The 25,273-nt window shown below is 51.1% G+C and carries 24 protein-coding genes; 15 read left to right on the top strand and 9 right to left on the bottom strand.

Annotated features, from left to right (window positions below; translation table 11 throughout):
• The first annotated feature begins 38 nt into the window (after window positions 1-38).
• The gene (locus AC2YIT_RS19575; protein WP_430849669.1) at window positions 39-452 is read left to right on the top strand and encodes a LytR/AlgR family response regulator transcription factor; all 414 of its coding nucleotides are present in this window, start codon (window positions 39-41) and stop codon (window positions 450-452) included.
• A gap of 70 nt (window positions 453-522) precedes the next feature.
• Here AC2YIT_RS19575 and AC2YIT_RS19580 read toward each other — a convergent pair whose 3' ends face one another.
• From AC2YIT_RS19580 to AC2YIT_RS19590, 3 genes are all read right to left on the bottom strand, one after another.
• Window positions 523-1,512 (bottom strand): beta-ketoacyl-ACP synthase III, encoded by a 990-nt coding sequence (locus AC2YIT_RS19580; protein WP_487280267.1) that lies wholly within the window; start codon window positions 1,510-1,512, stop codon window positions 523-525.
• Between the two features lie 133 nt (window positions 1,513-1,645).
• Entirely contained in the window at window positions 1,646-2,395 is a 750-nt protein-coding gene (locus AC2YIT_RS19585) for an OmpA family protein (protein ID WP_487280268.1), read from the bottom strand.
• A 103-nt stretch (window positions 2,396-2,498) separates the two neighbouring features.
• Entirely contained in the window at window positions 2,499-3,488 is a 990-nt protein-coding gene (locus tag AC2YIT_RS19590) for a TonB family protein (RefSeq protein WP_430849663.1), read from the bottom strand.
• Between the two features lie 240 nt (window positions 3,489-3,728).
• Here AC2YIT_RS19590 and AC2YIT_RS19595 point away from each other — a divergent pair, with 240 nt between their 5' ends.
• The 4 genes from AC2YIT_RS19595 (at window position 3,729) to AC2YIT_RS19610 (ending at window position 6,839) form a co-directional block, all read left to right on the top strand.
• Window positions 3,729-4,733 (top strand): virulence RhuM family protein, encoded by a 1,005-nt coding sequence (locus AC2YIT_RS19595; protein WP_430849661.1) that lies wholly within the window; start codon window positions 3,729-3,731, stop codon window positions 4,731-4,733.
• A gap of 22 nt (window positions 4,734-4,755) precedes the next feature.
• Window positions 4,756-5,358 carry a Crp/Fnr family transcriptional regulator gene (locus AC2YIT_RS19600; RefSeq protein WP_487280269.1) on the top strand — a complete coding sequence of 201 codons (603 nt, stop codon included), beginning with the start codon at window positions 4,756-4,758 and terminating at the stop codon, window positions 5,356-5,358.
• Between the two features lie 84 nt (window positions 5,359-5,442).
• Window positions 5,443-6,276: a DUF2306 domain-containing protein gene (locus AC2YIT_RS19605; RefSeq protein ID WP_487280270.1), complete on the top strand. Its 834-nt coding sequence runs from the start codon at window positions 5,443-5,445 to the stop codon at window positions 6,274-6,276.
• An 86-nt stretch (window positions 6,277-6,362) separates the two neighbouring features.
• The gene (locus AC2YIT_RS19610; RefSeq protein ID WP_487280271.1) at window positions 6,363-6,839 is read left to right on the top strand and encodes a GNAT family N-acetyltransferase; all 477 of its coding nucleotides are present in this window, start codon (window positions 6,363-6,365) and stop codon (window positions 6,837-6,839) included.
• 6 nt (window positions 6,840-6,845) lie between these two features.
• On the opposite strand, the gene AC2YIT_RS19615 is transcribed toward AC2YIT_RS19610, so the two are convergent.
• Window positions 6,846-6,995 (bottom strand): hypothetical protein, encoded by a 150-nt coding sequence (locus AC2YIT_RS19615; protein ID WP_430849653.1) that lies wholly within the window; start codon window positions 6,993-6,995, stop codon window positions 6,846-6,848.
• Window positions 6,996-7,144: 149 nt separating this feature from the next.
• On the opposite strand from AC2YIT_RS19615, the gene AC2YIT_RS19620 reads away from it, so the two are divergent.
• Together AC2YIT_RS19620 and AC2YIT_RS19625 are read left to right on the top strand one after the other, a co-directional pair.
• On the top strand, window positions 7,145-7,762 hold the full coding sequence (locus AC2YIT_RS19620) for an FISUMP domain-containing protein (protein ID WP_487280272.1): 618 nt from the start codon (window positions 7,145-7,147) through the stop codon (window positions 7,760-7,762).
• A 102-nt stretch (window positions 7,763-7,864) separates the two neighbouring features.
• Window positions 7,865-8,353, top strand: coding sequence for an SRPBCC family protein (locus tag AC2YIT_RS19625; protein WP_487280273.1), 489 nt, complete (start codon window positions 7,865-7,867; stop codon window positions 8,351-8,353).
• 398 nt (window positions 8,354-8,751) lie between these two features.
• Here the strand turns inward: AC2YIT_RS19625 and AC2YIT_RS19630 are convergent, their stop codons facing one another.
• A complete protein-coding gene (locus AC2YIT_RS19630) occupies window positions 8,752-9,504 on the bottom strand; it encodes an SDR family NAD(P)-dependent oxidoreductase (protein ID WP_487280274.1) in 753 nt (250 codons plus the stop codon).
• Window positions 9,505-9,608: 104 nt separating this feature from the next.
• On the opposite strand from AC2YIT_RS19630, the gene AC2YIT_RS19635 reads away from it, so the two are divergent.
• Complete coding sequence (locus AC2YIT_RS19635; protein WP_430849645.1) at window positions 9,609-9,965, top strand: winged helix-turn-helix transcriptional regulator; 357 nt, start codon at window positions 9,609-9,611, stop codon at window positions 9,963-9,965.
• A 195-nt stretch (window positions 9,966-10,160) separates the two neighbouring features.
• Here AC2YIT_RS19635 and AC2YIT_RS19640 read toward each other — a convergent pair whose 3' ends face one another.
• On the bottom strand, window positions 10,161-11,198 hold the full coding sequence (locus AC2YIT_RS19640; protein ID WP_487280275.1) for an alpha/beta fold hydrolase: 1,038 nt from the start codon (window positions 11,196-11,198) through the stop codon (window positions 10,161-10,163).
• Between the two features lie 26 nt (window positions 11,199-11,224).
• Between AC2YIT_RS19640 and AC2YIT_RS19645 the strand changes: the two genes are divergently transcribed.
• Window positions 11,225-11,467, top strand: coding sequence for a hypothetical protein (locus tag AC2YIT_RS19645; RefSeq protein ID WP_487280276.1), 243 nt, complete (start codon window positions 11,225-11,227; stop codon window positions 11,465-11,467).
• Between the two features lie 18 nt (window positions 11,468-11,485).
• Window positions 11,486-11,671: a RagB/SusD family nutrient uptake outer membrane protein gene (locus AC2YIT_RS19650; protein WP_487280539.1), complete on the top strand. Its 186-nt coding sequence runs from the start codon at window positions 11,486-11,488 to the stop codon at window positions 11,669-11,671.
• An 86-nt stretch (window positions 11,672-11,757) separates the two neighbouring features.
• On the opposite strand, the gene AC2YIT_RS19655 is transcribed toward AC2YIT_RS19650, so the two are convergent.
• The 3 genes from AC2YIT_RS19655 to AC2YIT_RS19665 form a co-directional block, all read right to left on the bottom strand.
• A complete protein-coding gene (locus AC2YIT_RS19655; RefSeq protein ID WP_487280277.1) occupies window positions 11,758-11,880 on the bottom strand; it encodes a hypothetical protein in 123 nt (40 codons plus the stop codon).
• A gap of 136 nt (window positions 11,881-12,016) precedes the next feature.
• Window positions 12,017-13,564 carry a SusD/RagB family nutrient-binding outer membrane lipoprotein gene (locus AC2YIT_RS19660; RefSeq protein WP_487280278.1) on the bottom strand — a complete coding sequence of 516 codons (1,548 nt, stop codon included), beginning with the start codon at window positions 13,562-13,564 and terminating at the stop codon, window positions 12,017-12,019.
• A gap of 19 nt (window positions 13,565-13,583) precedes the next feature.
• The gene (locus AC2YIT_RS19665) at window positions 13,584-16,763 is read right to left on the bottom strand and encodes a SusC/RagA family TonB-linked outer membrane protein (protein WP_487280279.1); all 3,180 of its coding nucleotides are present in this window, start codon (window positions 16,761-16,763) and stop codon (window positions 13,584-13,586) included.
• 445 nt (window positions 16,764-17,208) lie between these two features.
• On the opposite strand from AC2YIT_RS19665, the gene AC2YIT_RS19670 reads away from it, so the two are divergent.
• From AC2YIT_RS19670 to AC2YIT_RS19690, 5 genes are all read left to right on the top strand, one after another.
• On the top strand, window positions 17,209-17,400 hold the full coding sequence (locus AC2YIT_RS19670; RefSeq protein WP_430849635.1) for a hypothetical protein: 192 nt from the start codon (window positions 17,209-17,211) through the stop codon (window positions 17,398-17,400).
• Window positions 17,401-17,451: 51 nt separating this feature from the next.
• Window positions 17,452-20,796, top strand: a complete 3,345-nt coding sequence (locus AC2YIT_RS19675) for a SusC/RagA family TonB-linked outer membrane protein (protein WP_487280280.1) — start codon at window positions 17,452-17,454, stop codon at window positions 20,794-20,796.
• A gap of 23 nt (window positions 20,797-20,819) precedes the next feature.
• The gene (locus AC2YIT_RS19680) at window positions 20,820-22,532 is read left to right on the top strand and encodes a SusD/RagB family nutrient-binding outer membrane lipoprotein (protein WP_487280281.1); all 1,713 of its coding nucleotides are present in this window, start codon (window positions 20,820-20,822) and stop codon (window positions 22,530-22,532) included.
• Between the two features lie 225 nt (window positions 22,533-22,757).
• The gene (locus AC2YIT_RS19685; RefSeq protein ID WP_487280282.1) at window positions 22,758-23,654 is read left to right on the top strand and encodes a histone deacetylase family protein; all 897 of its coding nucleotides are present in this window, start codon (window positions 22,758-22,760) and stop codon (window positions 23,652-23,654) included.
• Between the two features lie 78 nt (window positions 23,655-23,732).
• Window positions 23,733-24,998: an erythromycin esterase family protein gene (locus AC2YIT_RS19690; protein WP_487280283.1), complete on the top strand. Its 1,266-nt coding sequence runs from the start codon at window positions 23,733-23,735 to the stop codon at window positions 24,996-24,998.
• Window positions 24,999-25,273: the final 275 nt, after the last annotated feature.

The following is a 25,273-nucleotide window of genomic DNA, read 5'->3' on the forward strand; positions in this document are numbered from 1 at the left end:
TAGCCATGAAAGTAAATAACCAATCATCCGATCAATCCATGAAAAATCAAGCCGTCCTTTCACCCATGCAAAACCAATCTGTTCCGTCGGGCGGCGTTCCGTCGGGCGCTAGCGTTGAAATCAAGAACGTCCCAACGATTACTGTTTACAAGTTTGGGAAAGCGATCTCCGTTAAATCCAGCGATATTACTTGCCTGGAAGGTGTTGGTAATTACACGTTTGTATACACCCGGCATGAAAAGCATCTGGTTTCGAAGTGTCTGAAAGAAGTACAGGATGAGCTCAGCAGCGATTTCTTGCGTATTCACAAATCATACAGCATCAACGCCCGCCATATCGCATCCCGCTGGCCCGATTATATTCACCTGAGTTGCGGCAAGGTGATTCCCATCGCCCGCAGGCGCATCCGTGAAACGCACGAGATATTGGGAAGAATGGCGCTTTCGGCGTAGGGATTTTTAATTTATGCAGATAATTCGCCGTCAGGATTGATGAACATCACCAATCCTGACGGCTATTTTCTTAATAGGCCCATTTTACATAGGCGGAAGCCCACGTGAAACCGGCGCCGAATGCGGAGAAAATCAGGTTGTCGCCCTTTTTGAGCTGCTTTTCGTAGTCCCACAGGCAAAGCGGGATGGTAGCGGCCGTGGTATTTCCGTAGTGGGCGATATTCATCATCACTTTGTCCATTCCTACGCCCATGCGGTTGGCCGTGGCTTCGATAATCCGGCGGTTGGCCTGGTGCGGCACCAGCCACGCCACGTCGTCGTGGGTGAGATGGTTTCTTTCCATCATTTCCGCTGAAACGTCGGCCATATTCCGGACAGCCGATTTGAAAACCTGCTGGCCATCCTGGTGCAGGTAATGCATGCGGGCATCCACTGTTTCGTGGGTGGCAGGGAACCTGCTTCCGCCTCCGCGTTGCAGCAGGTTGTTGTAACCCACGCCATCGGCCCGGATCAGTGTGTCGATCACGCCGTAACCTTCGGAGTTTGGTTCGAGCAGCACCGCTCCGGCGCCGTCACCGAACAGAATACAGGTGCGGCGGTCGGTGTAGTCCATTACAGCCGACATTTTGTCGGTACCCACTACCACTACCTTTTTATATTTGCCGGTTTCAATGAATTGCGCACCGAGTTCGAGGCCGTAAACGAAGCCCGAGCAGGCGGCATTCACATCGAAACTACCGATGTTACGGATACCCAGCTGGTCGCAGATAAGGTTGGCGGTACTTGGGAAAACGAAATCAGGGGTAATGGTGGCGCAAATGAGGAGGTCTATTTCAGCGGGATCGGTGTTGGTTTTTTCGAGGAGGCCCTTCACGGCGCGGGCTCCCATGTGCGAGCTTCCGAGTCCGGGTTCTTTCAGGATGCGGCGTTCTTTAATGCCGGTCCTGCTCACAATCCATTCGTCGCTGGTATCAACGAGTGTCTCCAATTCGGCATTTGTGAGAATATAGTCGGGTACATATCCTTCGATGCCTGAAATGGAGGCTTTTACTTGTTTCATATACGATTCTAATACTGGTAAATTTCGCTGTTTGGGGATTCTTTTGCCCTAAACAACAAATATGCACCACAAAAGTGCGCATTTCTCCACCTTTCAGTGGATTTTTTGGGAAGTTAATTTGAAAAGGAAAATTCTACGGAACAATGCGTATTTCGACGCGACGGTTGAGCCTGCGGTTGGCTTCGCAATCATTCGGCGCGACGGGCAGTCCGCTGCCAAAGGCTCTTCCGCGAATGCGGCCCGTCTCGATACGCTTCGATAGCAGGAACTTTTTGACCTCGTCGACGCGGTCATAGGAAAGCAGGAGGTTTTTCCGCGGATCGCCCACGTCATCGGTGTGCCCTGAAAGCTCAATCCGCGGCACAGGGTTTCTGACAAGGTAGTCGGCCAGGATTTCCAGTTCCTGGTTGCTCTCCGGTAACATCGCCGGCTCGCTTTGGGTAAAAAGCAAAACAGTTTCGATTTCCTCTTTCAAATCTAGTTCTGACAAGACTACGGGCGCAGATTTGCAGGAATCGCTGTTCTCTATCGGTGTTAAATAAAAAATCTTCGTTGGGCGAAGTGTGCGGGCCGCTATGACTTCGGAGTGAGTTTCGTAACCGTTGGCATGGATCGAAATAACACCCATGTCCTTTGCGGACATCTTAAATTGATAGGCGCCATCCTCGTAAAGCGGGACAACAAGGTCCTCCGGACGTTGTCCTACCACCATAATCGTTGCCTCTATGGGGCGCAGGGTATATTTGTCGAGAACGCGTACGGATACGCGCGAGCGTTGCGGGATGATTTTTTGCTGGTTCGGGGCCGCATCGGCCTGTTGCTGTCCGTGCGCGGGAAAGGCCGCTGCAGCCGACATGAGTAGGATGATTGTAAAAGTTTTCATTCAAACTCCGGTTAGGTTGAACAATCGTATTTTACAAGCAGGAAACTGTTTTTATAAATATATGAAGGTTATTTATAGGTAATATAATATGTGACTGATTTTTTCAAGGGAGTACCTTGAAACTGGCGCGGGGAACGTACAGGGGAGCAGGGTTTACGCCATAGCCGTACACCGACAGTTTCGTTTGCGGCGGTTCGTGGGCCGACAGGTTCACTCTGCGGTTTCGAAATAGCTTTTCGAACTCATCTTTGATCAGGAAAGGCGCCTTCCAGGGTTCCAGCTTTATTTTCCTGCTGAAAAGCCTGGGCACTTCCTCCTTGACTTTCAGCGGCAACTTGTCGAGTTCAGGGTCGAATTGAATGCTGATCGTGTACCAAACAGCAATGGGCTTGCCATCCTTTTGGGCGGGCGTCCATTTGGGCATGATGCGTATGAGCCGCAGCGCTTCGTCGTCCAGTTCAATGCCGGGACTTTTGAGGATCCGTCCGCTGCTGACGTTGCCGTCTTCATCGATCAGGAACGAAACCTGTACAGGCCCTTGCACGCCCGATTGCAGCGCTTCCTGGGGGTATTTCAGATTATTGGCAAGAAATTTCGTCAATCCTTTGAAATACGGCCAGCGGTCGAGCCTGAGGGACGAGCCCGTTTCATTTCCCTGGTTTGTCTCTACCTCTTTCTTTGTCGGTTTTGCCGGGCCCTTCATGCGCATGGCCAATACCTGGGGTCGTGTTTTCAGTGCAATGAGATATTCCGTTGTCGATTTGACAATCGGGATTTGCCGTGGCTCGTAGTCGGGATGTTGAATAATGAGCGTACCATTCAACGGCGCATCGGCGATTTCGAAGCTACCTGTCAGATTGGTAACAGTGGCGCGCTCCGATCCGGCGATCAGGATCGCAGCGTTGACAACCGGTCGTGAGGATTCGTCGGTGATTTTGCCGGCGATCCGGGTGGTTTGAAAAAAAGCAGCCCGGATATCCAGGCTATCGGAAACCGGGTGCCCGGTCACAAGAGTACCCCAGGTTGCGGCAACGGAGAACATTGCGAGGGAGATGTATTGGGGAAACAGCGGTCGAGGTATTCTTTGCAGCATGAGTTTCCAGGTGTTTGAAATGGCCGATATGCACTCAACTATACCTTTTTTCCATAAACGATTGTATTTCAAATATAGGATACGCAAATAGCAGCAGAATGTGTAATTTTTTTGAAAAAAATTGGTGATTCGGGCGTCAGCCGGTGGGTCATCGGAATGGGTTTAATTTGGAAAAAGATTTTACATTCGGCCCATCAGTAATTAATCATCCTTCAACAACACTATTCACGCACGCTTTCTATGGAAAATCTGCAAGCGGACATCCTGTTTTACAATTCACCCGCCGGGAATGTTAAGGTCGAGGTTATTTTTAATGATGAGACATTCTGGCTGAACCAGAAGCGGTTGGCGGAGCTGTTTGGGGTGGAGGTAAATACCATCAACTATCATTTAAAGGAAATCTACAAATCCGGAGAACTGGAAGAGCAGGCAACTATTCGAAAAATTCGAATAGTTCAAAAGGAAGGCAACCGGGATGTGGCGCGTGAAGTCGATTTCTACAATTTGGATGCCGCCATTGCAGTAGGTTACCGTGTCAACAGCTTTCAGGCGACGCAGTTTCGTATCTGGGCAACCAGGACTTTAAAAGAGTTTATTATCAAAGGTTTTGTGCTCGATGATGAACGTCTGAAGCAAGGGAAAAGATTCGGGAAAGACTACTTCGACGAATTGCTCGACCGGATCCGTGAAATCAGGGCAAGCGAGCGGCGCTTCTATCTTAAAATCACCGATATTTTCGAACAATGCAGTATCGACTATGTGAAGGATTCGCCGGATACTCAAAAATTCTTCAAGATCGTTCAGAATAAGCTGCATTTCGCCATTTCCGGAAAAACAGCCGCGGCTATTATCGCTGAACGGGCAAACGCAGGAAAGCCCAATATGGGTTTGCAAACTTTCAAAAATGCACCTCATGGTAAGATTCAAAGAGCGGATATAGGGATAGCGAAAAACTATCTTATAGAAAAAGAGATAAAGGAATTGGAACGTATTGTTTCGATGTACCTGGATTATGCGGAAAATCAGGCGGCCAGGCAAATCCCGATGAAAATGGCTGACTGGGCGGGTAAGCTGGACGCTTTTTTGCAGTTTAATGAGTACGAAATCCTGAAAGACGCGGGTAAGGTCAGTCATGAAGTGGCCATTCGGCTCGCGGAAGAGCAATTCGAGAAATTTCGCGTGGAGCAGGATAGAAATTTCGAAAGTGATTTTGATAGGGAGCTGAAAAAATGGAAGTTGACGTAGCAATTCCAAGATTCAACTGACCATGGAGCATTACTACACAACCCTTTTTGAATACATCTCCGGCGTGATTACTTTGCCGGATGCCGATCAACAGTCGATACGCCTGTCGTTTAAACCGGTGTTCGTGCCGAGGGATACCATCATAGAGAAAGCAGGTGAAGTGCCTGCTTATCATAATTTTATTGTGTCCGGATTTATGCGGAATTTTCGTTCGGATGAGGATGGCAATGAGATCACTACGGATTTAAACGACGGCCCGCGGTTTTTTACATCCTACTTCCATTTCATGAACCGGACGGTTTCGAACGAGAACCTGCATTGCATTACGGATTGTGAACTGCTGCGGATCAGCCGGGATGATGTCGATGCCACTGCGGAACGCAGTTTTACCCAGAAGGACTATACGATCCGCATTTTGCAGGAACATTTGCAAAAGGACAAGGAACGGATTAGCGACATGGCTAATCTGACGGCAGAGGCGCGCTATGCGAAGTTTGTCAGGACGAACCCCCATATTATCCGGCATGTGCCTCTTAAATACATTGCTTCTTACCTCGGCATTACCCAGCGGCACCTGAGCCGGCTGCGCAGCGATAGCTCGTCCGATACTCCCACACAGAAATAGAACCGCTTATCCGCATTGGACATTTGTCTAACGACGCAGGAGATGACCGGCTTTAAGTTTGACCGAACTTAAATCTCCGACATCATGACCGAACAAATTTCCACTCCTTCCATTCAAGTTAAATACCGGGCGGAAAAGCTGCTCAATCTCGCTGCCACGACGTGGTTGATCACCACCACGATCGGCCAATGGGCATTCGGAGGCTACATCATCGCTTTTTATGGCAAAAGTACCGCCTTGGGCGACCTGGAAAAATGGAACCAGGTATTGCCGCACGGCTATGTAAAGGGCGATTGGACGGGCAACCTCGTTGTAGGGCTACATGTTTTGCTGGCCGCAGTGCTGGTATTGGGAGGGCCGTTGCAGCTACTTCCGGTAATCCGCCATAGCGCACCCATGTTTCACCGCTGGCTGGGGCGTCTATATGCTACGACGGCAGTCATCGTCGCCACGGGCGGTTTGGTAATGGTATGGACGAGAGGTGCTGTCGGCGATCTGGTGCAGCATGTCAGTATCAGCATTCAGACCATCTACATTATACTTTTTGCCTTGCTCGCGTGGCGATACGCACGTGCGGGGCGGTTCGATCTGCACCGTAAATGGGCATTGCGGCTGTTTATGGTTGTAAGCGGCGTGTGGTTTTTCAGGATTGGACTGATGTGCTGGCTCGTACTGAACGGTGGCCCGGTGGGTTTTGATCCTCGTACATTCAGTGGCCCTTTCCTCACCGCCCTTGCGGTATTGGTTTATGCGCTGCCGGTGCCGCTGGGAATCCTCGAATTGTATTTTTATGCACAAAAAGAGGCGAAACGCGGCATCACAACAGCCGTTGCGCTGCTGATATTCGTGATGACAGCTCTGATGGTTATCGGTATTTTCGGAGCGATCGCGGGTATGTGGTTACCGAGGATCGGGTAGGACTGTTCTCTATAATAATCCGGAATCTGTATCTGTTCATATTAAGCCTATTTTATGAGCTTTGCCGGAAATACAGTCACGTGTTTATGATGAACGAAGCCGTTAAATTGATTATCGCAGATAATGAAGCACATTTCGAGGAAGGGAAAAAGCTGTTCCGCGAATATGCCGCATCATTACCGATAGACCTCGCTTTCCAGCGTTTCGACGAAGAACTTGATACCGTGCAGCAGCAATACGGGCCGCCGTCGGGCGGACTGGTGCTTGCGTATGCGGGTGAGCGTGCGGTGGGCTGCGCGGGTGTGCGGAACAAGGGTGCGGGGATCGCTGAACTGAAACGGATGTACGTCCGGCCCGAGTTTCGCGGGCACCGATTGGGAAAGTTGCTGCTGGAACGTTCCGTTTCCATCGCAAAGGATTTGGGATACGAAAAACTCAGACTCGATACGCTCCCCAGCATGACAGGCGCGCTCCGGTTATACGAGTCGTTTGGGTTTGAGGTGATACCGGCTTATTATGTCAATCCGCATGCCGATGCCATCTATATGGAAAAGCTACTTTGAGGAAATTTAGCGATAGCGCCTCATGAGCAACGATAGTGGCCAGAAAAGGGCCGTAACGATCGCCTTGTTCCAATCCGGGCGTTTGGGATTTTCCCTGCATGCCTTCACACAGTACCAGGTCAGAATGAACAAAGAAATGAGCAGTGCGCCAGCCATAGTTTTGAAGGTTGATTAATAATGTGCTTTAAATTAAACTATTATCTATTGCTGACTAAAATATTTATACCTGCGGTAGACTGAGCCTTACGGATGGGCTTGATCCTGACATTTGTTTAAATTAGGGGAACATAGAAGCGTGTCATGCCATGCAAAACAGACTGTTGACTTTGCTGCTACTGAATGTCTGCATTCAATTGATGGCCGACGTGGCCAAGTGCCAGACGCCTGAAACAATATCCGATCTTGATGGAAATACCTATTCCGTCAAGATTATGCCGGACGGAAACCAATGGATGACGCAGGATTTGAATGTTCGGGTAGATAGTTCCTGGTGCTTTGCGGATGATCCGGCCAAGTGCAAGATGTACGGACGTCTATATACCTATGCCTCGGCAGCGCGAGCCTGTGAGATGCTGGGCAATGGGTGGCATCTGCCGTCGCGCAAGGATTGGGAGGTTTTGTCCGATCATTATGGAGGAGCCAGTAACAAGTCGAAGGACGGGGGTAAAACTGCTTTTAAGGCACTGCAAACGGGAGGGGGATCGGGTTTCAACGCCACATTGGGCGGCAACCGCGAGTTGACGGGAAGGAAATATGCCCGGTTGAATGCCCATGGATTCTATTGGACATCTACGGAAATAGATGCCGTGACGGCATGGAATTTCAATTTTGGTGCCGGAGGCAGAGCATTGCATTGCCAGGATGGAATGGAAAAACCCGAGGGGGCCTCGGTTCGTTGTATCCGGACATTGCCCAAGCGTTGATATCTGTCCGGATTCCCCCGCGATAATGTCCATTTTACACCGTCTTTGCTGAGAATGGAGGCTGTAAATTTGTGTTGTTCATCCACTTAAAATCACTTGATTATGTCAGCACAAGATTTCAGCGCAACGATCCTCGTGGATCAGACACCGGAAGCGGTTTTCGAAGCAGTAACCAATGTTCGCGGATGGTGGTCCGAAGAGATTGAGGGAAACACGGCGGCCCTGAACGACGAATTCAAATACCATTATGAAGATGTGCACCGCTGCCATGCCCGTTTGGTAGAAGTAGTTCCTGCCCAAAAGGTAGTGTGGCTCATCGTGGATAATTATTTCAAATTCACCGAAGATGAAAAGGAGTGGACCGGCACACATGTGGTCTTTGAGATTACCCGCGTCGGCAACCAGACGCAGCTGCGCATGACTCATCAGGGACTCGTACCGGAGTTCGAATGCTTCAACATCTGCCGCGACGCTTGGAGCTTCTATATCAAAGACAGCCTGTACAACCTGATTACCACTGGTACCGGGAAACCGAATGCCACCGGCAAACCCCAAACAGAGAACGAGAAGACGATTGTAGCTGCGGAATAACAGCTGGATTTTCAAAAGCAAACGGACCTTTACTGCTTAGGCTTTAGGTATTTTTCGAGAGTCTAATAAAGGCTCTGAGCTGAAAAATTTGCAAGCATATGCTACCTCAAGAAACGTAAGATATCCCTCGTAGTCGGAAGTTTTTAGTTGTTGAATTTGATATTTGGGAAGGGTCATAGTTATCGCCACCTATTAATAAGCCAATGTGGCCGAATTCGGTCAAGGCGTTGATAACCAATATTTAAATGATTTGGTGTTTATTCCAAATAGTAACGCAAACCGATTTTCAAACGGCAGATTAATTTTCCTACGGAGGCGCCAGTACCAAACTGGCGCCTTTTCTTCAGTACTTCCCGACAATCGTTTTAAGGCGGTTTCCCGTTGATGCGTCAGCCGCTTTAAAACGGATAATGCCGCATTCCGCCATCAACGACCACTGCCGCCCCGGTGATATAACGTGCACGAGGAGAGACGAGGAACACGGCCATGTCGGCCATATCCTGCGGAACACCAAAATCACCCATCGGGATTTCTTTTTCAGCAAATGCCTTACGCTCTTCGTCGGAAAAATAGGGGCGGATGTTGGCAGTGTCGATAAGCCCGGGTTGCAGTGTGTTGACGCGGATGTTGTACTGTCCCACCTGTGCCGCCAGTTGTTTCGACCAAACCGCCATGCTGGCCTTGGCAACGGCCGACACATTGATGCTGCGGAGCTCATAAGTGCTGGTCAGGTTCAGGATAGCACCCTGCCGGCGCCCGATCATATGCGGCAGTAGTTCCTGGGTGAGCTGCCGTGGCCTGTCGAAGTCGAGCGCCATCGAATCATTCCAGGGCTGTTCGGGGCCTGTAATGGCTACCGGGCGGCTTTGTCCGGCATTATTGATGAGAACATCTATCTCACCCAATGCAGCCCTGGCAGCCTGTGCGATGCGCTGCGGGCCATCCGATGCGATAAAATCCTGGGCAAAGATAACCGGCGTAATGCCCGTCTCTGCCGCTACTTCCTCCCTGAGGTTGTCCAACAGTTTCTCGTTCCGGGCGGTCGCAAATACACGCACGCCTTCTCTGGCCAGTTCCTTTACAATGGCCCGGCCGATTCCCTGGCTGGCGCCGGTTACTATGGCCGTTTTCCCTTTTAAATGCAAATCCATGACTGTATTTCGAATGTGTTAAAAACTGGTTGCAAACGTAGCTGGAAGCATCTAATTTTGGATGCTATACAACCAATTGTAGGGTACTAACAAAAGTGTAAGTAATGGCTGCCAGAAAACAGAATTCGACCTATACCAGCAATGAGAAGTACATTGTGGAATGTGACCTGACCTACGCCGTCAACAAGATCGGAGGAAGGTGGAAAATATTGATTATTAGTAAGCTGGAAAAGGGGAAGATGCGGTTTGGAGAGCTGAAAAAGGAATTTCCCTATATCACCGAGCGGATGCTGACCTTGCAGTTGCGCGCGCTCGAACAGGACGGATTGGTCAAACGCACGGTTTACGCCGAGGTGCCTCCGCGCGTGGAATACGAGCTTACTGAAATGGCAGCGGCATTCGGTCCGATCTTCGAGCAGCTCAGTGAATGGGGCGGAAAGCACCGGAAGTTGTTCAATTGAGCTTGCAGGCGTCGGCCAGTCGCATGAGCCCTTTACGGTCGGCAATATTCAGCTTTTCGAAAATACGTCGCCGGAACGTGTTCACGGACGTGTATTGAAGCTGCGTCTTTTCGATGTAGCCGTGCGCCCGTTAATCGTCCGTTTCGCAGAACGCCCCCGGCAAAACCGGAAGGGCGGAAGCAATGTGGCTTAAAGTCATTTTGCGAGATTGTCGGCCTCGATAATGGCATCGGCAAATGCCCGCGGCGCTTCCTGCGGCAGGTTGTGTCCTGCGCCTTTCACCACGTGATGCACATGTTTGCCGGTCGACTTGCGGGCGAACGCCGAGCCGTCGCCTGCGGGAACAACGCCGTCCGAATCGCCGTCGAGCGTTATTGTCGGAACGGAAATGGCAGGTCCGGCGAACAGTTTTTGTTCCATTTCGTCGTATTGCTTCTCGCCCGGCTCGATGCTCAGCCGCCAACGGTAGTTATGGATTACGATCGCCGCATAATCGGGGTTTTTGAACGATTCGGCTGAGCGGTCGTAGGTCGCCTGGTCGAAAGCCCATTTGGGTGAGATGTTTTTCCAGATCAGTTTATTGAAGTCGTACCAGTTGGCGGTGTAGCCTTTCTGGCCCCGGTCGGTAGCGAAATAGTACTGATACCACCAGCCCCATTCGGCAACGGGTGAAAGCGGCTGCTGGTTTTTTTCGAGATTGTTGATCAGATAACCATTGACGGACACCATCCCTTTCACGCGCTCGGGCCAGAGTGCAGCGATAATGTTCGCTGTACGTGCGCCCCAGTCGAAGCCGCCGAGGATGGCCCGTCTGATTTTGAGCGCGTCCATGAGGGCGATAATGTCCAGTGCTACGGCTGCTTGCTGTCCATTGCGGAAAGTTTTGTCGGACAGGAAACGGGTGGTCCCATGTCCGCGCAGATGCGGCACGATCACCCGGTAACCTGCATTGGCGAGCAATTCGGCGGTTTCGGCGTAGCTGTGAATGTCGTATGGCCAGCCATGCAGCAATATGACGGGCTGCCCGTTAACCGGGCCGGTTTCGGCATAGCCGATGTCCAACACGCCCGCTTCTATTTGTTTGATTTCTCCAAATGTATAGGTGGTGCTACCCGGTAACGGATGGGCTTTCGCATGGGCCATTGCTTTTGAAGGCAATATTTGTGCTGCGGCGAAAGTAAGTGCGGCAAGGCCCAGGAAGTTACGGCGGCTGTATTGACGGCTGATTTCCATTTTCTGAGATTTTTAAGATCGATGGTTTGAATACGATTTCCCGTTTGAATGTCTCAAAATTAGCCACACCTCTGCCCGGCAGGAATGGGAATCTGCCCGAACCGGACAAATACGCGGGCGGGCTGGACATTTCCCGTGGCGTATCCGAAATGGGCCCGTTCCCGACCACAGGTGTGGATTTGATCGGACAGACGCAATCGACCCAGACCGGATTCCGGATCAAAATGCGTGAGTTTGTGCGTCGCGGGCGGCAGGTCGAGCTGGCATAAGGATAACGGCTCTTTGAAATTCGCCGCTGGAAAATAGAGGAGAAGGTACTGAACGGCACGGTCTATGATGCCGCGGACCCGGCTATCGGTAAACCGGTGGTAGTGGAGCAGCGGAAATTCAATTCCGGCCGCGATTATGTGTGGCCGATCCCGCTGACAGAATTGAACGCCAACAAGAATATGCGGCAAAATTCGAACTGGTAGATGGCGGATACACAGCTTTGTGGAGTAAATGCTACGATCCGTTCAGCGGCGATTGCCTGGCATGAATCCTCGTTCTTGCCGGCGGATCAGTCCTGAAATTCGAGCAGTGCTTTCAACGCCTTGAAACACGCATAGGCGAGGTAAATAGGCACCAGCACCGGTAGCAAAACCGCCACTTTCAGGATGTCATCGTTGGAAAAATTTTTCATCGGAGAATTGTTAAGTACAACTTATTCTACAAATAGATAAAAGTTGTACCACAAAGATAAGTCAGAGAAATTTAACATCAGACAAAAAAAGCTGCTCACCGTTAAATGAGCAGCCTTTTTTACAAATAATGGATTTTTATCTATTCCACCATAGGGCCGTAGTGATATCGTCATTGCCCTGCGCCTTCACCGCATTCTGGTAATTGGCCAGATTTACACTTTGCTCTTTCGGCGGGTAATACAAGCGCTGCGGCACCCCTTCGCCGAACAACGGCTGGAATTTATAATCGGTGGTTTGGCCATCCACGGTACGCCGCCAGACGACGTCGCCGGGTTTCACCAGAAAGGTGGGATAGCCGGTGCGGCGGATTTCGGCCCAGGCTTCGTCGCCCTGCGTGTAAAGCGCCAGATATTTCTGGTTCAGTACATTGGCCTTGTCGGCCTTGGGAAGTGCGGCGAGATAGGTGGTGATATCAGCCTGTGCAATGCCCCATTTTTGCAGGGAAGCGGTCACGCCATTGATGTACTCCTGCTGGTCCCAGTTTTTATATTCCGAAATCAGGAATGCCACTTCGGCATATTCCTGTAAAACTTCTCCATAATTGGCCGCATTCACCACGGCGCCGGGAAGACTCACATCGGTGGCCGTAAGCAACCCGGCCGCTGCCACAGGAAGCCCGTATGGCTGACCTACATAGTCACCGGCTGCATTTTTAGAGGCGTACACCGGCAAGCGGGGATCTTGCACTTTTACGGTTCCCAGTTCGCCTTTCAGTACGTTGATGATCACGTGCGAAACGGCGAAATCCTTGCGGTTCGCAGTCACCGTTGCGCGGTAAAGGGGCGCTTCGTTCGGAGCAAGCGACTGGTATTTGAACACGGCATTATCCGCATTGGAAGTGAAAACACCTTTTGCCAGGGCGTCGTCGAAATGCGTTTTCGATTCGGCAGGCTGCTGCTTGCGGATGCGCGTCGCGATACGCAGGCGCAGGGAGTTCGCAAACTTGGCCCAAAGTTCGTTCTTGCCTTTGTAGATCACATCGTAAGCACCGAACGTCGTTGCGGTTTTATATTTGATCAGCGTGTCGCCGGCAGCTTTCAGCTCGTTGAGAATGTCGAGGTAAATCTTCTGCTGGCTCGCATAGGCCGGGCTCAGGTTCTCGGGTTCCTGCTGCAATGCCTGAAACTCGGGATCCTGGTTGCCGTACGATTGATAGGGAATATTGCCAAAAACATCCGTCAGGTTCTGGAACGCATACGCTTTCAGAATGCGCGCGATCGCGATCTGGTTGGCGTTGGTTCCCGCTGTTCCGGCGGTAGCGATGCTTTTGGTCGCCGGGTCGGTATTCAGCTTGATGATCTCGTTGAGGTTGTTCAATGCCTTGTATGCATTGCTCCAATAGGTATCCGAATACGAACGCGGAATGTCGTAGCGCGACTGGTCGCTGTAAATATTCTGACTGTAATATTGGGCAAAAAGCTGCGAGCCGCGCAGGGAGCTGTTCTCGTTGCGGATGTTGTCGATCACCTGTTTTTCGGCTGAGAGCAGGATAGTGGTTGTGGTCACGTTCTGCGGCCGGTTCGGGTCCTTGTTGATGTCCTCGAAATGGCTGTCGGAGCAGCTGGCCAGCAATGCGCCGATGCCGAGGGTTAGAATGCCTTTTTGATATATGAACTTTTGCATAATTTTCAGTTTGAGGTGGTTAGAACTTCACATTTACATTCAGACCATACGTGGCAGGCACTGGAATGTTACCGCCTTCGAGGCCCTGGATATTGCCGCCGCCGTTGGTAAACTCCGGGTCGATGTACTTGCTGGCAGTGTAAATATTGGCCAGGTTACGACCGTAAATCCCGAAGTAAACCTGTTTTACAGCCTTGCTGTTGAGCGCCAGGTTGTACCCGAATGTGATCTCGCGGAGTTTCACAAATGTCGCATCGAAGATCGTCTGCGGGGTAGGGCCGCTATATTCCCCACGAGCCCATGCCTGCGCCGTAATGCGGGTGTCGTTTTGTGTAGTGTTGGTCACCTGGTAGGTGCCGTCGGCATTGTAGGTAACGGTACCTTTCACACCATCTAGCACCACCCCGGTTTCGCGCACGTTGTTCGCAGCGGTTTTATCCAAAACACCGGCGTACATCGCCACTTTGTAGGTCTGTGAGAAAAACTTGCCGCCTACGCGTCCGTCGACGAGGAAGCCCAGGTTGAAGTTTTTGTATGTAAAGTTGTTCTGGAAACCGAAAAGGTATTTCGGCAACACGCTTCCCAGCGGGGTAAGCTGCTGCGCCCGCTCGTAGGTACCGTCGGCTTTGATCACCTTCTGGCCATCGGCCGCGTACACGAAGTCGTTACCGAGGATTTGTCCGTACGGCTGGCCCTCACGCGCCACGAGCGTAACGAGGCTGTTGGCGAGCTGGAACGTGTTGATGCCCGGAGCCAGTGCGATCACCTTGTTGCGGTTTCTCGACCAGTTGAGGCTCGAATTCCATTCGAAACCATTCGAGCGGACCGGGGTACCTGTGAGTGTTACTTCTATACCCTTGTTATTGATCTTACCCGCATTGATCACCTTCGAGTCATAGCCAAATGCCGACGACACCGGGATGTTGATGATCTGGTTGCGGCTTACATTGTCATAATAGGTAATGTCGAGGCCGACGCGGTTTTTCAATGCCTGGATATTCAAACCGGCTTCCCACGAGCTGGTAATCTCCGGTTTCAGCGCCTGGTTGTTCAGCTGTGCAGGCAGTTTGTAAGAAGGCAGCCCGTCAAACGATTGGCTCGCTTCATAGGCACGTTGCAGCTGGTAAGGATCGGTGTCGTTACCCACCTGCGCCCAGCCGAGGCGTACTTTGGCAAAATCCAGCCAGCTGATATCCTTCACGCCGTTCAGTTCACTGAGGATCAAACTGGTGGTGAGCGAAGGATATGCGAATGAGTTGCGGTTCAATGGCAGGGTAGAAGACCAGTCATTGCGCAGCGTTCCGTCGAGGAACAGGAGGCTCTTCCAGCCCAGTGAGAAGCTACCGAAAATGGAACTGATCTGCTTCCGATAAGCATTCGAATTCACCAGTACCGAGCTCGCATTCTTCAGGTTATAATATTCAGGAATGATTAATCCGCCTTGTGTAACGGCGTCGCTGATGCGGCGGCGCTGGCTCATAATGTTGCCACCAGCATTGACATTCAATGAAATATCACCCCAGCTCTTGGTCGCCGACGCGAGCAATTCGTAGTTGAACTCGCTGAAATTGTTGTTGTACTCCTGATACTGCGACTGCGTCCGCGAATACACGGCAATGCGGTCCTGATATTGGTACTGGTACACATCCGCATTCACTTTTCCGCTTAGTTTGAGCCAGCTGTTCACGTCGTAGACCACGCCTACGTTGCCGTAAAAACGATCACGGTTTTCTTCCAGATAACTCTGGTAAGCCGACCAGTACGGGTTATCGATAAACTTCGCCGCCTCGCCCGCCGGGGTATCCTGGTAGCCCGAGCGGTTCCAGAGGATCTGGCTGCCGTCGGCACGTTTGTAGTTTTTCAGCTTCTCGTAATCCACCTGTACTTGTCCCCACTGGAATGCTTCGAGGATGATATTCCGGTTGGTAGCACCCGTCCACGGCCTTCCGGTCGACTGGTTTTTGATATAATTGAAGTTATTGTAAAACTTGAATTTGCCCGCCGTCGTAGAGCCCGAGAAATTGATCGAGTTACGTTTCAGGGATGAATTCGGAACAGTACCTTTCACATTTTTATTGGTAAATGAAATGCGGTAGGTCGAGTTGGCATTACCGCCGCTCACGGCAAGACTGTTGGTGTTCGAAACGCCGGTTTCGAAGAAGGTATGCACGTCGTTTTTGGGGTAGGCCCACGGCTGTGGTTTCAGGTATTCGGCCGTGTTTTCGGGATCGAGGTTGTACCAATGCAGTACAGGCGTACCGTCCAGTTTCGGCCCCCAGCTTTCGTCCACCGCATATTCGGCGATGTTATATTCCGTGCCGTTGATGGTCGCTTTCTGGAAAGTGCTTGAAAAACCACCGCCGTACAACTGCTGGCGTTTCGGCAGGCGCACGATATTCTCAAACTCCACGCCTGTGGTCAGTGTGATATTCACCTTGCTGTTTTCCTTGCCCTTTTTGGTGGTAATCAAAATCACACCGTTTGCGGCGCGGGTACCATAAAGTGCCGCTGCGGATGGTCCTTTCAGTACGGAGATATTCTCGATGTCGTCGGGGTTCAGGTCCTGGATCATGTTACCGACGTCCTTGCCGCCGCTTCCCGCGCTGGTCGCTGCGCTGTTGAGGTCCGCATTGTCGATCGGCGTGCCGTCGATCACATACAATGGCTGGTTGTTACCCGAAATGGAGTTGATCCCGCGGAGCAACACGCGCGACGAGCCGCCCATGTTACCACCCGAGGTAACCACCTGCAAGCCGGCCACTTTTCCGGATAACGCGCTCAGGGCATTGGTAGGGCGCGTTTGTAATGCCTCACCTTTTACTTCCTGCACGGCATAGCCCAGCGCGCGCTTCTCGCGCGAAATGCCTAATGCAGTTACCACCACCTCGTTCAGGATTTTGGCGTCCTGTTTCAGGGCGATGGCGATTTTGTCGCTGGTACCCACCGGTAATTCCTGGGTAACGTAGCCGATAAATGAAATGACCAGCACGGGCGATTCGCCGTTGACATCAAGGCTGAAACCACCGTTGGCGTCGGTCAATGTACCTGTCGACGTTCCTTTTATGGTAACGGACGCCCCGGGCAGGCCGCTGGCGTCATTGGCGTCGGTGACAGTACCGGTAATAGTCCGCTGCTGCCCATGGGCGAGCCCGGTCGCCAATAAAGTCACCAGGATGAAGTAGATAAATCTCGTTTTCATGAATTGTATTTTGGTGAGGATTCGTTGATTTTGTTGTTTTGAAATTTTCTCCTGTTTTTGGCTAATGAATATTAAAATTGATTTTCTGTAAACTTGAATTAAGGAAATTAAATTCCGTAAAATCGATTAATATGAAGTTATTATAAAGTTTGTATTATTAAATATTTTGTAAATGTATTAAAAATGAATTAAAACGCCTATTACCTATCGGGATAATAGATTAAAATATTAGAAAGGGTAAAAGTTGGATTGTTCTTAGTTGAGCGGTTTTGGGCGGGATATGCTGTATCCGCTGACGGGTATTTGTTCCGGAACGCCTTCATTCCGTTGGAAATACGGGGTTTTCGTCGGCCGGGTAACATTTATTTAACACGAAAGATAATCCGCATAGTAGTCCGTTGCGGCAGTGGTAAAGTATCCTCTACATACCGCGACAGTCAACAGGATGTCAGTTTCAAGGGCTCAAATATTGATTGAAAAGCTGATCAGCAACCGTCTTTCGGCGGAAGAACTGTCTGAATTGCTCGCCGGCACCCACGATGAGGCTGTGCAGCAGGCCTATTCGGATGCGCTGGAAATGTACTTCAATCGGTTGCTCGCTGAGGAGTCGGACAAACGGCGTAACCTGCCGGACTAGAAGCGGTGTAAAACAACTGTATTTATTACCTACTCGCCTAATACTAATACTATGAAACCAAAGGCTACCCTGAAAACGGCGGCACGATGTATGTTGGCCGCAATCTGTCTATCTGTTCCGCCGGCCACGGATATGGTTGCCCGGGCGGAAGTTCCGGGCAAAAATGCACTCTTTCCTGTGGCCGACAGGATTAAAGGAAAAGTTACGTCGGCTGTCGACGGTTCGCCGATTCCCGGCGTGAACGTGCTCGTGAAGGGCACCCAGATCGGTACCACTACCGATGCAACGGGGGATTTTTCCCTTGATGTGGATTCAAAAAATGCAGTGCTTGTATTCTCCTATATCGGCTTCAATACCACCGAGGTGACAGTGGGCGGCAAGAGCGTGGTGGATGTGGTGTTGTCCGAAAACGTGGCCACTTTGCAGGAGGCCGTTGTTACGGCTTTGGGTATCAAGCGTGAAACCCGCTCATTGGGTTATAATGTGGGTAAGATAGAAGGCCGCGAGGTGGCTAACGTGGCGAACGAAAACGTGCTGACGTCGCTCTCCGGCCGTGTTTCGGGTGTTTCCATCAACCAGACCAGCGGTGTCGGTTCGTCGATCAGCATTGTAATCCGCGGTGCGGCTTCATTGAAAAACAACCAGCCCCTGTTCGTTGTCGATGGCGTGCCGCTGGCGAACAGCCTCGCGAACGTCAGCGAAAAAGGGAGCGGCAACAAGGTCGATTACGGTAACGCGATTTCCGATATTAACCCCGACGATATTGAAAGTATGTCGGTGCTGAAAGGCCCTAGCGCGGCAGCATTGTACGGCTCGCGCGCCGGTAACGGGGTGATCCTGATCACTACCAAGTCGGGTAAGAAAGGCAAGGGCCTGGGTGTTTCGTTCTCGACATCCAATGTGTTCGAAAAGCCTTACCGTTTCCTTGATTTGCATTACAAATATGCCAATGGAGAGCGTCCGTTCCAGTTGGACGAATCATCGGCCTATTGGGGCGGTCTGCCGCTGGACGCGGGTAACAAAGAAATACAGTGGAACTCACCTGTCGGTGCGGATGGCAAACAGATCCCGACCGAGCTGAAATCGTATAAGAATAACATGAAGAACTTCCTTCAAACGGGAATCACTTCTACCAATAACTTGACCGTTTCGGGTTCTACCGACAAGGCTACCTACCGGATTTCATACAATAATATGAGCAACCGCGGCCTGATCCCGAATTCGGACTTGTACCGCAATGCACTGAGCTCGGCATTGACGTTCGATATGTCGAAGAACCTGAAATTGAGTTCCAATCTCAATTTCGTTCGTTCGAACTCCAACAGTCGCCCGCAGACGTCGGAGCGCGACGGTAACCCATTGCAGGCGGTGTATTACTCGCCAAGCTACGATGTGCGCGACCTGAAAGGCGTTTGGAAGCCAGGCCGCGAGGAGATCGAGCAGCTTACGGTCGCGCCGGGTGAAACGGATAACCCCTATTTTCTTGCCAAACACCTCACGAACGCCTTCACACGTGACCGCCTGTATGGAAACCTGAAACTCGACTGGACCATCGCTCCCGGTTTGACGGCTTTCGTACGCTACTCGCATGACATGTACGATGAGGACCGTGAGACTAAAATTCCATGGAGCTATAAAAGCATGGCCAAAGGGGGATATTACCTCGAAAACGTAGGCCGCAACGAAGGTAATGCCGACTTCCTGGTTACGAAGACGATCAAGACCGGTGATTTTGATATCAGTCTCTCCGCGGGTGGTAACATCATGCGGCAAAAAGGGAACAGTTCCAACCTGGGAGGCCGTGATCTTTCCGTACCTGGTTTGTACAACATTTCCAATATCCCCGTTGCTAACCGCATCGTGGGGAACAGCAGCTACAAAAAGTCGATTTACAGTTTGTACGCGTTGGGGTCATTTGGTTTCAAAAACCAGCTTTACCTCGATTTGACCGCGCGCAACGACTGGTCGAGTACTTTGCCCAAATCGAACCGTTCGTATTTCTATCCTTCGGCATCGCTCAGCTGGCTGGCCAGCACGACTTTCAACATGCCATCCTATATTTCGATGCTGAAATTGCGTGGAGGCTGGGCGCAGGTGGGTAATGATACCGATCCATATCAGTTGTATAACAATTTAGGAACCGGGGCATGGGGTAACCTGGTTACCACCTACGTGGGTGGAACGCTGCTCAACCCGACGTTGCTGCCGGAGATCGCAACTTCGACTGAGGGAGGTGTGGACCTGAATATGTTCAACAATCGCCTGCGTTTTGACCTTACTTATTACGACCGCGCGAACACCAACCAGATTTTTACCGTTCCCACCTCTTTTGCTACTGGCTTTGAGAACAGGAATATCAACGCCGGAAAACTCGTGAGCCGCGGCTGGGAGATCGGAATCGGCGGTACGCCTATCAGTAACCTCAATGGCTGGACCCTCGATGTGAATGCGAATTTCAGCCGTAACCGGGTGACGGTGAAGAGATTACCGACCGGTTTTCAGTTTATAGAACAATGGGGTGAAAACGGCGCGGGCGCGTATACCTACGTGGGCGAGCAAATCGGTAATATTTATAGCCGCGGTTTCGCGACCGTTACCGATCCGAACTCACCTTACTACCGCTGGCCGATCATCGCGTATGATGGCGAGGGCGGTGATATGGACTGGCAATCGCTCGGTGGCCGTCAGAACAACGTGAAGGTTGGTAACTATAATCCCGATTTTATGGTGGGCGGTCAGGTTAACCTTTCTTATAAACGCTTCTCGCTCGGTTTGAGCCTCGACTGGCGCCAGGGCGGTGAATTTATGTCGTTCACCTACCGTTACGGCGAATCCGACTGGAAATCGCAGCGCCAGATCGACAACCTGATCCCGGGCAGCCTTTATTCGCCGGATCAGCTGGTTGCATTACTGAAATCGGATCCTGAAAAATACATCATCCCGCAAAACGGAAACTTTCCGCGGGTAGGAGGGCACACGGCCGCTACCGGTGGTTTCGGAGCTGACGGCGACGGTGCATTCATCCCCGGCGTTTGGGAAGATAAGGATGGCAATTACCACGAGTGGTTGGGCGGTGCCGGTACCAAATACATGCCGATTACAGCCATGTATCCCTGGAGTTTCAACCAGCAGGTAACCTTCGATGCGTCGTTCGTCAAATTGCGCGAAATCACATTGACTTACAAAATCCCGATGCTTTTCAATTCGATCCGCAATGCGAGTTTGTCGCTGTACACCCGGAACATCATGCTTTGGAATGCGGCCAAGATTGGTATCGATCCGGAGCGCGCATTCTGGGCCGACCCAAGCAAAGGCGGTTTCCGCCAGGGTATCGAGCGGCAGAACGTCATGCCATGGACGATCCCATTCGGTTTTAAGCTTAATTTCGATTTCTGATTCATTCCTGAAAATTCAAAGCGATGAAAATTTTTAAATATATCCCCAAAATCGTTTTCGTACTGGCCGTGCTGGTTGCTTCGTCCTGTAAGGAAAGCCTCACGGAGATCAACGAAAACCCGAACGGTGTTGACCCCAACACCGCCAATCCGAATTTGCTCATGCCGACGGTCATGTCGGGCGTGGGAACGCAATACCTGAAACTGGGTTACGGCCGTATCGCGGGGGTGGTCCAGCACACGCAGGAAGATGCCTGGAAAGACGGGTTCAATGACTATAACTGGACCGAGGAGGACGATGAATGGAAGGCGTGGTATGGTTTCCTGCGAAACAATAACCTGCTCTACAAACGCTCGGTCGAAATGGGTTTTACGTTTCACCAGGGCGTCGCGCTGACGATGAAAGCGTTCATTTTCGGGACCATCGCCGACCTGTGGGGCGATGCGCCTTATACCAACGCGCTGAAAGGCGACGCGGGTGAAATGCTGCCCGCATTCGACAGCCAGGAGGTGATTTACAAAGGCATTATCGAAGATTTGAAACAGGCTTCTTCCCTGTTCGCGACCGCCGATGTTTCTACTTATGCGCCGGGTTATGATGTGTATTACAATGGCGATAAGCTGAAATGGCAGAAGTTCGCCAACTCGCTGTTGCTGCGTTATTACATGAGGGTGTCGGCCAAGTTGCCCGATATTGCCAAAGCCGGTATCGAGCAGATTTACAGCTCAGGCATTTACCTCAAAGAAGCCTCCGACGACGCCGTGATGGACTACATCGGCACGGCTTCCGGGGATTCGTGGCCTACTGCCATTGCATTCGACGTAAGCCAGTCGAACTGGCGGAGAAGACGCCCGGCCGCCGCTTTGCTGAATACCATGGTGGCCAGCAATGACCCGCGCCTGAAAGTGTGGTTCCAGCCGGTGCATGTGCGCTGGGTGTCGGATCCTACATTGAAAACCGGTGTGGATGAGTTTATCCGTAAAGATGGTGTGATCCAAACCGGCGTAAAGTCGCTGACAGAGCAGGAATTGCGCGCGGAGATTTCGGCCGGACATAAGTTTACCCGCCATTTTAATCCTGCAACCTACAAGCCTGCACGTCCGGACCTTTTTAACGGGCCGCTCAACACCGGTGAATATGTGGGTATCCCGGCCGGTATGATCGATCCAACCTACTATAACGAAAACCCGACGACCGGTCAGCAGGTACAGAACCAGCACGCGTCGCAGCTGAGCTATGCGTATCAGGGTTCGAAAGGCGATTTGTTGAAAGCCCGCCTTGCATCGGCTGCCGAAAGCGCATTCATCCTCGCCGAAGCGGCGCAAAAAGGATGGGCCACGGGAGGTGCGGAAGTGCATTATAATAACGGCATCAAGCAATCGCTGCAAACCTGGGGTGTGGCTAATCAATACGATGCCTATGTGAAAACGGTGGCTTACAAAGGCACATTGGCCCAGATTATGGAGCAGAAATGGATCGCCAGCTGGACGGCGGCTACCGAAGCCTGGTTCGACTACCGCCGCACCGCGTTGCCTGCGCTGGTACCGGGTGTAGCACCGGTTTCCCGTGCATTGCCGCTCCGTTTCATTTACAGCAATAATGAGTTGAATAACAACGGCGACAATGTTCGCAGTGCGATTGAAAAGCTGGAAGAGACTAATTTCTCCGGTCCCCGCAAGAAAAACAGCCAGTGGTCGAAGCCGTGGCTGGTACAGGGAACGGGCAAGCCATGGTAGAATGAATTTCGGCCGTGGGGTGAAATTTTTCATCCCAGGTTTCCGGATGTTCGCCCCAATGCCAGGGGGATTTGCCCCATACCATCGAATTAATTGTGCTGAATTCACGGAGTTTGGCGTAATTGCCGGAGACAATGAATAATCCAGCACCCGTTTTTGAAAGCGGCCCTTTTCGGAGGGTCGCTTTCTTTTTTGCAAATTTGGGACTTAGTATCGTCCATTTGCATGTTTCCTATTGCCTTTCATCCTGTCTTCAAATATCCTGTTCCGGAAGGTCACCGCTTTCCGATGGATAAATATGAATTGCTGCCTTTGCAGCTCCTGCGCGAGGGTATCGCGGAAGAGTCCGATTTCTTCAGTCCCGAGCCTATCGATATGCCTCCCGTGTACGCCGTGCACGACCAGGCGTATGCCGCCCGCTTCGTGGCAGGCATGCTTAGCCGGCCCGAGATGCGCCGTATCGGATTTGAGCAGACGCCCCTGCTTGTGGAGCGGGAGCTGCGCATCGCCCGTGGAACCGTGGATGGCGCGCTCAGAGCATTTGATACGGGTATTGCATTCAATATTGCCGGTGGTACGCACCATGCTTCGCGCGATGCGGGCGAAGGTTTTTGCATGATTAATGACCAGGCGGTGGCTGCGCAATATCTGGTGGATCATGGGAAAGCTCGAAAAATACTGATCGCAGACCTCGATGTACATCAAGGTAACGGCACCGCCGACATTTTTACCAACGAGCCGCGTGTTTTTACATTCTCGATGCACGCGAAGAATAACTACCCATTTCGTAAGAAGAAGAGCGATCTCGATGTGGAACTGCCCGACCGCATGGAAGACAATGCTTACCTTACCCTGCTCCGCGGAACATTCCCAAATCTCGTAGAGCGTATTAAGCCTGATTTTATCTTCTACCAGGCCGGTGTCGACATCCTGGCAACCGACAAGCTTGGAAGGCTCTCGTGTACCATTGACGGCTGCCGCCAACGTGACGAAATTATCCTTCAAACCGCTCACCGGCTCGGTATACCGATCCAGTGCAGTATGGGCGGAGGCTACTCGCCCCAGATCAAAACGATCATCGAGGCGCACGCGAATACTTACAGGGTGGCGAAGCAATTGTAATTTGAAAAAGAAGTATACAGCAAGTTATAAATTCTTTATATAAAAATTAATTATATATATGAATTTAACTTCTTCTTTATGAAGCTATCCTGTCTTCGTTTTGTGCTGATTTTTTCTTTCTTGTGCGTTAGCTGTGCTCCGGGACTGGTCAACGGCCAGGACAATCGTTTGGTTAATCAGTTAAAAAGCCATGTCGTGGCGCTGGATTCGCTCGATCTTGCAGGCGAAAGTAATGTGCGCATTATGAGCAAGGCATTGCCCAGGGAATTTCAGATTTTGGGAATAGGAGAGCAGTCGCATGGCACTTCGGAGTTTTTTACAGCCCGGTTGCTGCTGATCAAGGCGCTGGCCGCGGACCCGGCGCTTACGAAAATCGCGCTGGAAGCGCCCATGGCCGAGGTCGAGCAATTGAATGACTACTTGCTGGAAGGTCGCGGCGACTTGGAAGCGATTTTGCGTTCGTTCAGGTTGTATGGATATGAATGTGCTGAGTTTGTGGACTTGATCGAAAGCGTGGGCAAAATGGGCAAAGCACGCGGGAAAGCCATTCGTTTCTTTGGATTTGATATGCAGAGCCCGTTTCAGTCGCTACAAAACCTGAGGGATTCCGGGGGAGCCAGCGACATTTCGGATTCGCTGAAGAGCCTCCTGCATTATTATGAATTGCTTAGTAATGAGGTTTATAATCACAGTATCAGTGCGACGGATTTTGCGGAGTTAAAAACACTGAGCGATCAGGTGCTGACTAAACTGGCAGAGAAGGCGCGGACCCATGAACTGGTCAGAAAAAGCATTCACAATTACCGGCAATTCCTGCTTTTGAACGATTCCAGGCATGCTCATGCGATGGACATACAGTCGGAAATAAGGGATTCATTGATGGCCGAAAACGTACTGGCGGAACTTGAACCAGGCAAAAAGATGGTCATTCTGGCACACAACGCGCATTTGCAGCGAACACCGAACATTTTTTCCAAAAGTATCGGTTCGTATTTGGCTCGGAAATTGGGACGTGCCTATCAATGTGTTGGGCTGACAACCGCTTATGGTTTCTACACGACATTTAACCCCAAGGCGGGCCATATTACCGATCAAAACAAAGTCTTTGCCGGCGACAGTACTACCTGGGAATACCATTTCTCGAAACTTCCTCAACCAGTCTTCTTTATGAACACAGCTGTTTTGAAGCAGCAGCTGAAAGGCATCCGTTGGCCAGGTCGATACAGACTGCTGGTCTACGGTTTGCCCGATAACCAGTTCTTTGACGGCTCTCTTCCCGATGATTTCGATTATATTCTTCACATCAGGCAAACATCCGGCAACCACAGTTTTTATCTAAAATAGCCTCCTTTTTAAATTGTATTTATTTGATATTTTAAACAAGCGTTCTCCTGGCGTTTGATTTGTAAATTATTGGGTCGGCCGTATGACGCGCCCTGCGCCTGCAAAAAATGGCGCCCTGGTTTCAACTAAAAATATACTTTAAAACCCGGTTCGGATGACCATCGCCACGGGGTCCTTGGAACGCTCCGGCCGGCCGTTCTTTTGCTTCCGATGCATGCAGCCTAAGAGCTTGGTTGAACCCAGGGGATAGTTATGCGGCTGATCTGCCAGGAACA

The sequence above is a fragment of the Dyadobacter sp. SRI_021 genome (assembly GCF_057586235.1).